At 65.7% G+C, this 13,736-nt stretch carries 8 protein-coding genes; 1 reads left to right on the top strand and 7 read right to left on the bottom strand.

All coding sequences use genetic code 11. The annotated features are described in order from the left end of the window. From ACN20X_RS21650 to ACN20X_RS21660, 3 genes are all read right to left on the bottom strand, one after another. Positions 1-1,032 (bottom strand): hypothetical protein, encoded by a 1,032-nt coding sequence (locus ACN20X_RS21650; protein WP_473209888.1) that lies wholly within the window; start codon positions 1,030-1,032, stop codon positions 1-3. A gap of 12 nt (positions 1,033-1,044) precedes the next feature. Next, positions 1,045-1,845, bottom strand: coding sequence for a hypothetical protein (locus ACN20X_RS21655; protein ID WP_473209889.1), 801 nt, complete (start codon positions 1,843-1,845; stop codon positions 1,045-1,047). Between the two features lie 76 nt (positions 1,846-1,921). Next, positions 1,922-10,555 carry a PLxRFG domain-containing protein gene (locus ACN20X_RS21660; RefSeq protein ID WP_473209890.1) on the bottom strand — a complete coding sequence of 2,878 codons (8,634 nt, stop codon included), beginning with the start codon at positions 10,553-10,555 and terminating at the stop codon, positions 1,922-1,924. A gap of 87 nt (positions 10,556-10,642) precedes the next feature. On the opposite strand from ACN20X_RS21660, the gene ACN20X_RS21665 reads away from it, so the two are divergent. Next, the gene (locus ACN20X_RS21665; RefSeq protein WP_473209891.1) at positions 10,643-10,936 is read left to right on the top strand and encodes a hypothetical protein; all 294 of its coding nucleotides are present in this window, start codon (positions 10,643-10,645) and stop codon (positions 10,934-10,936) included. 272 nt (positions 10,937-11,208) lie between these two features. Here ACN20X_RS21665 and ACN20X_RS21670 read toward each other — a convergent pair whose 3' ends face one another. From ACN20X_RS21670 to ACN20X_RS21685, 4 genes are all read right to left on the bottom strand, one after another. Beyond that, positions 11,209-11,643 (bottom strand): hypothetical protein, encoded by a 435-nt coding sequence (locus ACN20X_RS21670; RefSeq protein WP_473209892.1) that lies wholly within the window; start codon positions 11,641-11,643, stop codon positions 11,209-11,211. Positions 11,644-11,722: 79 nt separating this feature from the next. Next, a complete protein-coding gene (locus tag ACN20X_RS21675) occupies positions 11,723-12,121 on the bottom strand; it encodes a hypothetical protein (RefSeq protein WP_473209893.1) in 399 nt (132 codons plus the stop codon). A gap of 187 nt (positions 12,122-12,308) precedes the next feature. Beyond that, complete coding sequence (locus ACN20X_RS21680) at positions 12,309-12,866, bottom strand: type II toxin-antitoxin system VapC family toxin (protein WP_473209894.1); 558 nt, start codon at positions 12,864-12,866, stop codon at positions 12,309-12,311. Continuing rightward, positions 12,863-13,624, bottom strand: coding sequence for a hypothetical protein (locus ACN20X_RS21685; RefSeq protein ID WP_473209895.1), 762 nt, complete (start codon positions 13,622-13,624; stop codon positions 12,863-12,865). The genes ACN20X_RS21680 and ACN20X_RS21685 overlap by 4 nt, the downstream gene beginning before the upstream one ends. Positions 13,625-13,736 lie beyond the last annotated feature (112 nt).

Raw genomic sequence — 13,736 nt, forward strand, 5'->3', positions numbered from 1 at the left:
TCAGCCCTCGACGTAGAACCCGCGCCAGTAGAACCGGCCCGAGAACCGGCCACCAGCAGCAGGCGTGTCTACTCGGAAGGTCAGGGAATCCGACAACTGCCCGCCGACAGCGATGGGGATGCGGTGGGACTCGCCGCCGGCCGTGATCTGCGACAGCGAGACCGCATTGGCAAAGCGCGTTGGTCGCGCATCGGAAAACCCGAGGTCCGAGCCGATGGAGACCGTTGGTGGCGTGCTGGCCGTCAGCACGCTGGCGATGAACCCGACCTCTTCGACCACGATGCGTACGCCCTCCAGCCGCACCAGCAGGTCCACCGGCATCTGCACTGGCACCCAGTAGCCCAACGATGGATAGGTGGGGTCCAGCGGCACATGCGTGCCCATGCCCTGGAAGTCCGGCACCGCATCCGCATACACGGCGTTCGCTTGGTTGGTGCAGGCCCAGTACTGGCAGCCATCGGGTGTGCCCGGCACCACCACGTCCCCGTGGGCGAAGTTGCCCGCCGCCCAAGCCGGCGGCGTGCCCAGGTCCACGAACATTGAGCCGCCCACGATGGGCAGGCCGTTGCCCGCGCGGTGCCAGTCGGACGTGGGGTTTGCCAGCAATTGCGGCCACGCGCTCTTGAGAGCGGGATAGCCGAGCGCAGCGAACCGGTCAGCGCCGCTCAGGACCTGGCCGAAGAAGCCCGGCTCTTGCATCTGCATGAAGGACTCCAGCATGCCCGCCGTGAGCCGCACGCTGACCTTGGCACCAGCAGGCCAGGCCATGGGGCCGCCGGCATCCCATGGCAACTCGATCCCGCGATCCACGACCAGGTTCACGCCATCAATCTGGCGGATCCGCACCACCTCCCACTGTCCGGGCATCGTGGCGTCCGTGATGGTCGCGCGCAGGGAGCGCGTGCCGCTGGGGTTGGCAAAGCCGTCCAGGCCCGCGCCCGTGGTCACGATCGTGCCGTACCCCGGATCACCGCTGTCGTTGGTCAAGGCCGAAGCCAGCACGGTCTCGGCGTTGTTGGAGAACAGGTCCATGGCCCTGCCTCCTTACGCCGGCACCAGCGAGAAGATGCGCGCGGTTCCACCAGACCACCCCAGCACCAGGCCGCCACCATTGGTTGCAAGCGGCAGGCCCAACACATCCGTCACGCGCGCGATCAGCGGCGACGTGGCCGGCGTGCCCGTGTCCTTGTAGAGCACCACGCTGCCGATGGTGGAGCCGGTGGGTAGCGCACCGAAGTTGACGGAGAAAGCGTCGAACACACCGCCCGCGACGGACTTGCCGGCAAGCGCCTGGGCCGCGCCGATCACGGCACCCACGTCCGGTAGGAACTCGTGGGCAGCGTCGTAGACGTAGGAGCTGGGCAACAGCGCCACCTTGATGTCGTCGGCAGAGAAGTTGATGGAGCCCGCCCACATCTTCTCGGCGCCCTTCGGGTAGATCGGCAGGTTGATGCGCGCGATCTTCTTGACGCCGTTGTCCCAGGGGATGGTCACGGCGCCGCCGTTGGTGGACATGGGCAGGCCTGTCACCGTGTCCAGGAAGAACAGCACCGGCGACGTGGAAGTGTTGCCCGTGTCCTTGAAGATCACGACCGAGCCGATGGTCGAGCCCGGCGCCAGGGCACCGAAGTCCAGATCGTCCGCATCCAGCACGCCGCCCGTAGTCGTCTTGTTGAGCAGGGGCTGCGCCGTGCCGATGGTCGAGCCGAGCTGGCTCACGAACTCATGCGACACGCTGAAAGCGTAGCCGCTGGGCAGCAGCGCGGCCTTCAAGGTGTCAGTGGAGACATTGATGGAGCCGGAGAGAAGCTTCTCCATGCCCTTCGGATAGCTGGTGTTCGACATTGGAAGCTCCTGCGAAGTGAATTCCCGCAGTCTTCCAATGCCGCCCTTTCAAGGCCAACCCTGCAAGGGGCAAGTCCTACCGCGCCTCCGCTGCCATCTCCCGCATCTGCTGACGAAGCGCCTTGGGCGAGTTGTCCGCAATGCGGTCTGTCCGGTCCTTGCCCATCTCGCGAACCTTCCTCCAGATGTCCGGCATCTTCACGACGATGGGCTGCTCCGGATTGTTCTTGTTCCAATCGGCCAGCCGTTCGCGCACGCGCGCCAGGGCGCCCTCGTCCTTGCGGAACAGCGCATCCGCCCACTGCGCCTTGATCTCGCTGCTGGTCTGGCTGTAGAAGCTCTTGGACCGCTGCATGAAGCTGTTGGCTTCCTGCACCTCGGCCACGCTCTTGGGCTGGAAGCCGACAGCCTTGGCCACCGCCTCGGCCAGCGTGGTGTCGATCACCTTGTAGCCCTTGGTGTCCTTGTACATGCCGCTGGCGGCCATGTCCGCGCCCTTGAACGCATTGCGCACGGCCGTGGGAGACACTTCCAGCGCAGCGCGGCCCGCTGCAGACGGGTCCAGATTCATCACCCCACCCACCAGTTCGCGTCCTGCCGCGAAGCCGCGGGACACCAGATCGCCCGCCGGCCCCACAACCTCCAGCAGATCCCGCTCGCGGCTCTGCTTGGTCAGCAGCAGGCCTGTGCCGGGCAGCAGGTTGCCCATGCCCAGGCGCCCGGACACGTCGATGGGAGCGCCTGGCAGACCAGAGATGCCCTGCTCCATAAACTCGGCCAGCTCCTTGCCCACGATGCCGGCCAGCGCCTCCTTGCGCCACTGCTTGGAACTGAGGTTGTAGCCCATCATCTGGCCCACGCCGTCGATCAGGTCCTCGGCGTCCTCCATGAAGGGCACGCCGCCGGCGCCGCCCATCAGCAGCAGCATGACCAGGGCCCAGCCCACGGCACGCTTGCCCTCCGGGCCGCCCTGCTTCCACATGCGCTGCATCAGTTCCAGGTAGCTGACGGAATAGGTCTTGAATGTGAACAGCGTGCCGCCCACGGCGCCGCGCGCCCAGACAGGCTTCGCCGCCTTGGAGTAGACGAACTGGGTCTCCAGCACGGCCTTGCGCGCGAAGGCGCCCGGGTCATCCATCCCCTGGGCCTTGGCGATACGGAAGGCCGCGATGAAGGTGGAGCGCCGGTTGAACTGCTCGGCCAGGGCGAAGGGCTGACCCCAGGCCACCTTGGCGCGTTCCCAGGCATTGCCGGCCGCCGCGCGCGCATCCCCCGCCCGCGTACCGTCACCCGAGCGCAGGCCGCCCGCGCCGCGCGCCTGGGCCATGAGCTGGTGCACTTCCTGCGGCGAGACCACGCCATCGTCTTCGGCAGTTTGCAGGGCATGGGCCAAGTCCGTCTCATAGCGAAAGCCCTTGTCCATCCAGGATCGACGCATATCGTTCAGTGCCCGTGTCATTTGGCCGCTGGCCGCGCGCATACCTCCGAACTGGCTGAGCCAGGGCAGCGTCACCGCAAAGGGCTGGGTCATGTTGACCACGGCCGAGGCAAGCGAGCCCCCCAGGTACTGCGCGAACAGCATGCCGCGCACGGCCTGGCCCTCTTCCTGGGGATCGCGGATGTAGCTGCGCAGGCCCATGGCCAGGTCTTTCAACTCGCCTTGATCCTTCGGGATGTCGTTGATCGCGCGATCCATGGTGCCCGCGTTCAGGCCCGCCGCGCCCTGGCGCGCATTGCTGTAGATGAAGTTGGCCACCACGCGGCCCACGTCATGGCTGTAGCCCTCAATGCCCTTGCGCTGGATCAGGCGCTTCAAGGCGCTGTGGTTGTTCTTGGTCAGCTTCAGGTATTCATCGAACACCTTGCGCGTGGCCGCGTCGGCTTCCTTGCCCACGACCATGTCCTTGAAGATCTCCAGTGTCTCGGGAGTGATGCCCGCGAACAGCTTGAAGGACTGCTGGCTCATGGTGCCCTGGGTGATCACCGCGCCGGGGAAGGCCTGGGCCATCTGGATCTTGGCCAGGTTGGCGTCCTTCATGGTCTCGTACATGCCGAAGTACTGGCGGTTGCCCTCCTGGTCAACCACGTCCAGCGTGTACCGCCCGAAGCGCGACAGCGGCGCATATCCGGCGTCCTGCAGATCCTTGGCCGTGGCGGCCCGGTCCACCACCATGTTGTTCAGCTGCAGCAGCCGTTCGGCCAGGTCGGGCTTGGCCTTGGCATCCTCCTGCAGCGTGGTGGTCAGCAGCTCCAGGGCATCGGCCAGCTTGGGTGCGTCCAGCACCATGTCGCGCAGGCCGGCGTACTCGTCGCCCAGCGCGCGCATCATGTCCGCCCGGGCCGTCATGTCGATGGAGCGGTCAATGGCCGCGCGGGCTTCGCGGTACAGGGCAATCTGGTTGGGCGTGGCGCCGAACATCGTCTGCAGCTCGGCATCCGTCCAGACCGCGCCGGCCTTGAGCATCTTGCTTTCGAAGCGCGAATTCACCAGCGCTTCGTACTGGGCCAGCGGCAGCCCGCGCCAGGCGCGCAGCATGCGGTCGTCCAGGCGGCCGGCGCGCAGCAGCAGCTGGGCCTTATCGTCGGCGGGCAGGTTGCCGTACTTCTTGGTCAGCTCGTCCACCAGCACGGCCTTGCCGTCCACGTCCCTGCCCCACAGCAGCGTGCCCTCGAAAAGCGGCTTGGCCACGGCCTTGTTGTCGGCGGCGGAAACAGGAGTCTTGCGGTTTTTGCCCACCAGGTCGCTAATGGTGTCCACGCGTGGCAGCAGGCGCGGCGCCCGGTCGGCCGCATCGTTGGCCAACATGGACACGTCATCGATATTGCGCTGGGCGGTCTCGTAGACCGGCTTGAAGGCTGGCGCACGCTCGGCCAGATGGCGCATGGTGCCGATGGTCTTGTCCCAGACGGAGACCTTGCCCGGGTGGGACATCGTCTTCTGGAGCTGGTCCAGAGCGCTGTCCTTGATCTCCGAAAGCCGCGAGCGGCTGAAGCTCAGTTCGTCGCCTGCATCGCCTTGGCGAGGATTGCCTTGATCTGCGCGCTCGCTTCCGCGTCGTCCTTCTTCAGCAATTCGATCTCGGAGTCGCTGAGCCGGCTCGAATCGCGCGAGGTATCGGGCTTCCGACTCGGTGAGCGCGTCGAAGCCGTAGCCTGTGGCTGCACGGAATTGGTCTTCGAGGTCACCATGTTTTTGCCGGAGAGATGCGAGGATTTCAGGAGAGGGCTGGATTTTTGCACTGTACTGCTTGCCGGTCAACGCGACAACGCCCACGACGTCGCCCCCGCCCTCACGAATGTGGCTGGCCAAGGCCGCGAACGTGCCGCCCTGCGTAAGGGTGTCATCCACCAGCAAGTAGTCGCCAGGCTCCACGGTGCCCGCGAAATCCACAGGCGCAAAGATGCGGTCCAGCCCATCCAGGCCGGTGCGCCGCGCGCGATTCGCCTGCACGATGCCCGTCGTCGTTTCGAGGCCCAGGCGTGCAGCCAAGACTTCGGCCACGGCGCGCGGGATCTTGTTGCGACCGCTGGACTCCTCGGCGGCCACCGGCAGCACACGCGGCCGCGCACCACCCAGCGCATCCGCCACCTTCGCCACCATCTCAGGCGTCACGAGGTCCACGGCCAGCCGCGTGGCCGCCGCAACATCCCCGGCCTTTGCCGCAGCGTAGTCGGGATGCTTCGATGCGCTGCCCAGCGTGCTACCGATGATGGCATCCGGGGTGGCGGCTGCTGCATCGGAGCGGCTGAATGTCGGTTCAACCCGATCCAGCAGGGCACGCTGCCCGCGCTCCACGAACCCACGGGCCGGCAGGATGTACGCCTGGATGATGTCGGCATCCGACAGCTTCAGGCGCCCGAACCCGGGCACGTTGGCCCGCAGCCAGTTGCGGATGGCGGCCACGGCCCGGCGCGCGAAATGCAGCTGCGGCGTCTTCTCGGCCATCTCGGCCAGCACTTCCTCGGCGGCGTGGCGCCGGCTCAGATTCGTGACGCCGCGCAGGCCATATTCCTTGATCTTGGCCGCCACCTCCGCATGGCGCATGGTGGCCACCTGGTTGAGGATCTTGTTCAGTTCCGGCCCGAACATGCCGCGCAGGCCGTGGTGGCCCAGCACCTCGTGGTGCAGCACGCGTGCCGCGTCGGCGGGCGTGTTCAGCTTGCTGGCCAGCAGGTAGGCCTTGCCGCGCCAGTAGAAGCCCTCGGGCGCGCCACTGGCCCCGCCGCTGCGCTGGCGCAAGTCCGCGCGCCGCGCCGCCTCCGGCACAGCCGGGTCGGACATGTCGAAGGCCACCACCACCTCGGGGCCGTTGCTCCAGCCCTTGCGGATGGCATCTACTGTCTCGCGCACCTGGCGCACGGCCTGGGCACGCGCCGCATCGGAAAACGCCGCCGGCTCGGGCCGCATGATGCGCAGCAGGTTGGCCATCTGGTCATCGGTCAGGCCCTGGCCATCGGATTCGCCACGGCGGAACGGCAGTTCCTCGGTGCGCTCCACAGGCCCGGCTTTCAATTCGCGTGCGCTGGGCTGCGTGGCATGGGTGCGCTCGCGCACGCCCGGCACATCCTGCCAGCCCGATCCCTGCTTCTCCACCTGGCGCACCGTCACACTCCAGACGCCATCGGCATTGGCGGGCGTGTACGAGACCACGCGGACATGGCTATCCCCGTACCCCTTCACGATGTTGCCCGGGGTGAAGTAGCCGGCGCGGGCAACCTCCTCGGTGGCAGCCTTCTTGGCCAGCACGCCCCGAGGCCGCTTGGGCGTGCCTTCAGCAGTCTCGCTGCCATTCAGTCCACGCTCGGCACGCACCTGGTCTACCAGGTCACGCACGCGCTGGCGCGATTCGGGCACGCTTTCACTTTTGCGTCGAAGCAACCCGGCCAAGTCGAATTTGTTGTCCGTCAGGGGCGTGCCGTCGGCGGGCTCCAGCAGCACGCTATTGGGGTATCCCGCACGGTCCTTGTTCACGCCCGTCAGGATCGTGCCTTTGGAAAACTCAGATCGGTCGCCCTTCTTCCAATCCAGAACCCGGCCTACCAGCGCAAGATCCTTGGCCAACCGTGCTGCGTCCTTTTCCTGGCGTGCCGTGGCGGCGGCCTCCCGCGCAGCCTGTACTTCAGCGGGTGTGCGGGCGGCCAGCGCCGCCTCGCGGGATCGGCCAGCTGCTGCAGACACCCAGGACGCAAAGCGTTCCATGGCCCGATCCAGTCCGCTGTTTCGGTTGCTCGCCTGCTTGGAGTTCAGGCCGCTGCGGCCTGCCACGAAGCCGCTGTACGTGCCAGCGCGCACACGCATCAGCGTACGGTACTGCTGCAAATACTCGCCGCGCAGCTGCTGCAGCTCCGCCTCCACGGCCGCCTTCTGCGCATCGGTCTTGGCCACCGACATGCCATCGTCGCGCTGGGCGGTCAGGAAGGCCTCGAAGGCCGCTCGATCGCTCTTTGCTCGGGTGGTGCCCTGATGCGAAATGCCAGAGTAGCTGGCAGCCGCCTCCTGCAGTGGGAACTCGTCTGGCGCATCGGTCACGGGGACGGCCGCGCGCTTTCCCGCTGGCTTCTTGGTCTTCGCCGCATCGCGCACCCAGGCCTTGAACTCGTCCTGCGTCATTTGCGTGATAGCGCCCAGGCCCGTCCAGCCCTTCTCATAGTTGCCGAGGTAAGTGGCCCGCGCATCGGCCTCGTCGGCCGCGCCCAGCACCACCTTGTGCTCATCGAACGAGCCATCGCGGTTCACCTGGTCCACCACGAACACCGGCAGGTCCGGTTCGCTCGCGCGGTCGGTCATGAACACGTCCACATGGTCCTTGTCCGCGCCCACAGAACCCTTGAAGTAGCCGTAGTGGTTCTGCAGCGGCGGCCATTCAGGCCGGCGGCGGCTGCCGGCCGGGTTCTCGATGCTGATGTCCAAGCCGTTCAGGCGGACGTGGCCCTTCTTGTAGTTGCCCGCCTCCTTCTGGGCATCGGTGGGCTCGGGTAGGTCGTTGGATTGGCTGGTGGCCGCCTCCCGCGCGGCAGCTTCCACGGCTGCAGGTGCTGCAGGTGCATCGGGCATGGCGGCGGCCAGCTTCTCGCGCACCTTGGGCGCGAGGTCAGCCCATGCCCGCGTGTGGGCCCCGGCGCGGGCCGGGGCGTTCAACCCCTTCGCGGCCTTGGCCACCGCCTGGCGCTCGGCCGCCGGCATGCTGGTCCAGCGTTCGCTGGCGGCCAGCAGCTGGGCGCGCCGCGCGTCGTTCCCTTCCTTGGCGATGGCCACGGCCTGCTGCTCGCCCGCCGTGGGCGCTGGCGCAGCAGCAGGCGCTACAGCGGCAGTCTGTTCGCTGCCGCCACTTCGGCCAGGTACAGCAGGTTGCATGCCGGCAGCAGGCTGTCCGGCAGCGCCACCTCGCGGCCCAGCAGACTGCGCATCTGGCGTGCGTCCTGTCGGCTCACCGCCCCCATCCTCCGCAGCAGCCGCAGGGCCTGCTGGGCGTTCATCTGCCAGCCGTACTGCAGGTGCGGGTGAATCATTGGTCTCTCCCTGCGGCGCCATGGCGTCCGCGATCTTGCGTTGCAGATCCGCATTCAGCCGCTCCCATGTGGCGCCAGGTAGGGCCTTGCGGATGACCGGCTTCAGGCCCTCAAGCTTTCCTGCCAAGGCCTTGCGCTCTGCGGTGGGCATGCTGGCCCAGGCCGCGCGCCCGGCGTCGATGCGCTGGGCAGGAGTTTGGACTGGCGCTTGAGCCTGCGGGCCTGGCGCCGCACCTGCTTGCGCGCCATCGTGCTGAGACGAGGTGGTGCCATTGGTCAGCTCCTGCGCAGGGCCAGGACCTGCAGCCGGCGCTCCCTGCGCTCCTGCTGCCGGCGAAGATTCCGCGCGCGGCGGCTGGGCTTGATCGGCTTGTGTGCCATCGATGCTTCCTTGCTGGGTGGATGGATTTGCGGATGCGGCCGGCGCGGTGGCCGGGGTCTGCTGGTCACGCTCGGCGCGGCGGCGCGACAGCTCGCGCGCCAGCTGCAAGCGCACGTTCTTGGCCTGGGCAGAGCGGAATGCGTTGGACAGGTCTTCATCTGTCCAGGTGGCCATGGCCCCGCCCTGAATCTCGCCTGTGGCAGGGTCTGCAGTGACCTGGCGCTCGGTTGCCTTCTTCTTGGCTGGCGCGCGTGCGGCTTCCTCTGCGGCCTGGGCCAGAGCGGTGGCCTGCTGGGCCTGGGCGGACGCGCCGGAATCCACTGCCAGGGCAGCAGCTGCGGACAGCGAGCCAGCAGCAGGATCCAAGCCCATTTCCTCGGAAGGACGCTGCGCGCCAATGGCAGCATCAATGCGCGTGGTATCCAGTTGCGGGGCGGGCGTGATGTCCTGCTCGCGCAGCCGGGCCTCGTCGATGACCGGCTCTTGCTGAGCGGCCAGCTGCCGCACGAATTCATCGCGCACCGTCGACAGGCCAGACGGCACTTCTCCATCGGCCTGGTTCTCGCCGACCTGCTGGAATAGATCCGGGTTGAACGCCTGATGCAATGAATCCGCCGCGGCCTTCCGGTCTTCGGGGGTCAGGGACTCGTCCTGGGCCCGTGCCAGAGCATCCCGGTACTGCTGCTGGCTCTCTGGCCGCACTATCTGGTCGATGGCGGCGCCGTAGGTTGCAACATCCGGCAGGCCCGCAGGCTCTGCGCCAGCGTCCGGGGCCTGAGCGGCAGCATCGCCCGGCTGGCCTGCAGGCACGCGTGGCTCGCGCGCCGCCCGATACCCCGCCGCGCCCCCGCCCATGGCCGCGCCCGACAGCGTGCCCAGCACCACCGCCGTATCCACGTCCTGGGACCAGTCCCTGCCCAAGGCCAAGTTCTGGAAGATCTGCTCTGCCACTGACTGCGGCAGCTCCTCGAGGAATCCTTCGGAGATGGCCCCTTCGATCACCTGGCGCGGAATGCTCTTGACCGCGCGCTGCTGCAGCAGCGGATTGGAGGCCGCCGTGGCCGCGTCGTCGGCGAATTGCTTGGCGATGCCCTTGTTGCCCTGGGCCAGCATGGTCTCGGCATCACCGATGCCAAGGCGCTGCGCCACGCGCCCGCCGGCATAGCCGAAGCCCGCAGTGGCCGCGCCCGTGGCTGCCGCCGCCGCAGCCTGGCCCGGCGAGAGCAGCCCGTCATCGGATTCCTGGCGGATCTGCTCGGCCGCCGAGCCCGCGCCCACGATGCCCTCACCCAGTGCACCAGCAGCTGCAGCGCCCTTCGCGCCAGCCTGGCCCAGCCGCGTTGCCGCACCCAGTGCGCGCGCCGCCACGCCGCCCGCGCCCATGGCCGGCAGAGACTCCACCACGGCGCCGACGATGTTGGAAGGGTTTTCAACAGCAGCCTTGAACTTGCCGCCCGGGCCCTCGGCCTCCTGGAATTTGCGCTGGGCTTCCTTGGTGGCGTCCGAGTGCCATTCGTTGATGGCCTCGCGCGCCTGCTTGGGCCGGAAGCCGACGGCACCTCCCTCATTTTCCAGAAGCTTGCCCGCGCGCCCGCCTGTGACGATGTCGGCCAGACCGACAGCAGCCTCGGGCACGGCCACGGCGCCCTTGGCTGCCCAGGCTGCTGCGTCCCGGGCGTAGTCGCCTACGCTTCGTGTCGCCGCTGGCGCATCAGCGAGGAAAGCATCAACCTCGCTTGCTGGCTGCTGCCGCAAAGTGGTGGCCTGCGCTGCCCCCTTGGCGGGGGCGTCCTTGAGGAAGTCATCAATCTGGCTCATCCCCCCACTCTCCCCTCGAGGGGGAGAGTGGTCGAACCCTAAAGGGGGCAGCTACCATCCTCGCTTCAATATTCTGGAGGGTGGAGCATGAAGGATCTTCAGCACAGGGCGGCCTTTGAGAAGCATGGTGAAACCTATGTTCGGGTACTGGCCGAGCAAACCGACTACGTCGGCAAGGAAGCGCGCGCTTGGCTGGGCGAGCAGCAGGTGAAGCGCGAGGAGGAAGCAGCGAAGCTGCGTGATGCGCGGGAGGAGGAGACGCTGCGCTTGGCCCGAACGGCAAACGAGATCGCTGCGAGGTCAGTGAAGATTGCCTGGATTGGCGCCGGCATCGCCGCTGTAGCTGTGGTCGTCACCGCTGTGATAGCCATCCTCTCCTGAGCCACAGCCCTTGGCCAGGATCTGAATACCTCGGGACACATGGTCTTGCAACCACTCGAGGGTTTCGCCGCGCGCGACCTGTTGCCGCGCCGACTCTTGCGCAGCAGCTTCGGCAAGCTCGACGGCGCGCCGCGCGGCTGCTGCAGCCCGAAGCGCCGCGAAAACGGCAGAGAAGACCAAGCCCAGCGACACGATCAGCGCGCCAGCAAGAATGAGGGTATGAGGATGTGCCATTTCCCCACTCTCCCGGAGCTGGCAGGTGGGGTCGAACCCTAGCCGGGGGCAGATACAGAGCAGCCGCTGCGCCGTGGGGTATATCTGGACCGGTGGGACAGCGGCCCGCTCTGGAGGTCGGCACTTCCTGCTCCATCTGCTGCCCCCGAAGGCGCCGCCGCGCGCTCCAGCAAATCCATGGCGATGTCGATAGCCGCGCGGGCCCTGGAGAAATCGACGGTCCAACTGGTGTCGGGTGCCAGGGGCAGGTCTGGCCGGTCGGTGGCCACGCATCCGCCGTGGAATTCGAACTCGCGGCGCGCGAGCAGCAGCACGTCGCGCACATAGGCCAGGTCTGCGTCGCCCGGCCGCGCGCCTGCTTCAGCTCGCCGCGCAGCAGCCCTCGCACGATGCGCCGTGCCCAGGGCTACGCAGACCAAGACAAGCGCCAGGACCAGCGCACCAGAGAGGATGAGGATGGTGAGATGTGCCATGCCCCAGTGTCAGCACCGGGTCGTGATCGCGCGAACCCTGGGCGGGGGCATGAAAAAACCCCGACGTGCGGGGTCTATATCAGGGCTTCCTGGCAGTACCCGGCGAGAAGCCGAGGATGACCCAACGCAGTGCCGACCAAATGAGCAGCAGTGCTATGGCTGCGCAAATTCCAAAAAATGCTGCATAGCTGGCGCGCTTTATGGTTGCGTCGGAGCCTGTCAAGCAGCGGTCGAATAAACGCCAACCTGAGTCTTCAGGTTCATCCCGTATCACGATGGGCGGCGATGCAGAGCGGCCAGTGACAGCAGCCACGCTTCGGGAAGCATCAGCGATCATCTCATTCATGCGCGCAAGATAAGCATCGTCCTCACACCCTTTCGCTGGTCTTGCCTCTTCCCAGCCTCCTAAGGCGGCTGCAGCTACTACGAGCAGAGAAGCAATTAAAAACAGGCGTTTAAGGCCCTCAAAATAGTTCATGCGAAGAAATGTATCATCTGCACACGCCAAGAGCAGAGCGATTGAGGGGCGTACAGCCTAACGATTGCTGGTGAGGCTTGGTTGCTCCAGCCCACGTGCTGCTCGCTGTGGTGCTGGGCGTGCTGACGCTGCTGATCAGGGGGTAGCCCAGAAACGACGAGGCCCGCACGAGGCGGGGTTCGCAGGTCTACTTGGCTGGCGCCTTGGCGTTTGCAGCCTCTTCTTTTGAGAAATCAAGACGGCCCTGTTGAGCGCCAGGGGGAAGCTCCAACTCTTCCATCTTCAAGCAGTGCATGCCCACGCGCAGCGCTGCCGTCCTCACGTCCTTGTCTTGACTGATGACCAAGCCAGCTCCTTGCGCCTTGCCAATTGCAACTATCTGCCGGTCAACCTTGATCTTCTGCCATGCCGCATCGGATCCATCCTTCTTATCTTTGCGGCCTAGTGATGCTCCATCAAGAATGGAGCACTCATAGGCGGCCGCGCGATCGAAGTTTGCCATTTGGACGAATGTCTTCCTCTCAAAAGCATTGAGAGACTCCAGGCCCGCCGCATCTGCGCCCACCAAATACTCCGCAAGAGCGGGCATTGGCACGACCAAAGAACACTCCTGCTTTTCTATGGTGGCGATGAAGTGCTTCAGTCTCAGTTGAACATCTTCAGATGACTTGCGAGAGACTAGAGCGACCAGGAAATTAGCATCAACCAAGATCCGCTTCGCGTACACAACGACGCTCTGCTTCATTCGTCACCTCTCAGTTGCAGGAGAAGCTGATCAGGATCTTCTACGGACTGCCATCCGTTGTCAGGGGTAGCAGCGAACTGTGCCAGCACTTCGCTGATCGGCGTGCTGTCGAGCACTTCGAAGCTCATAAGGGTGCACTTGCTGGCCTCAGGCAGCCACCCAAAGTCGGTCCTCTTCCAGGTGCCTGACGCCTGAACGCGAATTACTCCGCGACGGAAATGCTCTAGAAGATCACGCGCCAACGCCTCACTCTTGACCAAAATTCTGATGTCACGGTTCAGGTAGTCACGCAGGTGAAGATGCATCGTGTCATCTGCGCCAACGATGCCCGTGACCATCCCGTCAACCGTGGCGGTCTGGAAGATGGCGGGGGTCTTTGCGTCTTGCACGGTCTTGCCTTGGAACAGATAGACAACATTGTTGTTCCGATCCAATACCTGTGCCTGTCGGATGTCATCCTGATCAATCATCTGCTGCAGGCGCGACATCGCCCGCCCTGGGCGGCTGGAAGGCTCCGTCTTCGCCACCACCATCCGCGCATGCGCGTGGTGTTCTCGGGCATAAGGTACCTTGGCCTTGAGGCCCGTGCTGGCTTTCTTGATACCAGCGAAGGTGGGAAGGTTCTCGGCCCCGAGCAGATCGGCGAACGCAGCGATGTACTGGCCAACACGCTCCATGGGTAGTTGGTCAGGATTCCTGCCCATGATGCGCAACATGTAGGCATATCGCTCTTTTGCTGGCTCGTCTTTATTTGCCATCTCATTCCATCCTCTTTCGTTTACTGTATCAGGATGTGAATCAAAGTAGCCAAATAGTAGAGAAGACACAACACCTGCAAATGGCTGCACATGCAGGCTCTGATAAAGTGCC

The sequence above is a fragment of the Delftia sp. PX-1 genome (assembly GCF_055797465.1).

What these genes read in the sequence shown, in the direction of transcription:
- ACN20X_RS21655 (WP_473209889.1), bottom strand. Translation starts at nt 1,845, where the DNA reads ATGTCGAACACCAGCTATCCGAAGGGCATGGAGAAGCTTCTCTCCGGC.
- ACN20X_RS21685 (WP_473209895.1), bottom strand. Translation starts at nt 13,624, where the DNA reads ATGGCAAATAAAGACGAGCCAGCAAAAGAGCGATATGCCTACATGTTG.
- ACN20X_RS21675 (WP_473209893.1), bottom strand. Translation starts at nt 12,121, where the DNA reads ATGAACTATTTTGAGGGCCTTAAACGCCTGTTTTTAATTGCTTCTCTG.
- ACN20X_RS21660 (WP_473209890.1), bottom strand. Translation starts at nt 10,555, where the DNA reads ATGAGCCAGATTGATGACTTCCTCAAGGACGCCCCCGCCAAGGGGGCA.
- ACN20X_RS21670 (WP_473209892.1), bottom strand. Translation starts at nt 11,643, where the DNA reads ATGGCACATCTCACCATCCTCATCCTCTCTGGTGCGCTGGTCCTGGCG.
- ACN20X_RS21650 (WP_473209888.1), bottom strand. Translation starts at nt 1,032, where the DNA reads ATGGACCTGTTCTCCAACAACGCCGAGACCGTGCTGGCTTCGGCCTTG.
- ACN20X_RS21680 (WP_473209894.1), bottom strand. Translation starts at nt 12,866, where the DNA reads ATGAAGCAGAGCGTCGTTGTGTACGCGAAGCGGATCTTGGTTGATGCT.
- ACN20X_RS21665 (WP_473209891.1), top strand. Translation starts at nt 10,643, where the DNA reads ATGAAGGATCTTCAGCACAGGGCGGCCTTTGAGAAGCATGGTGAAACC.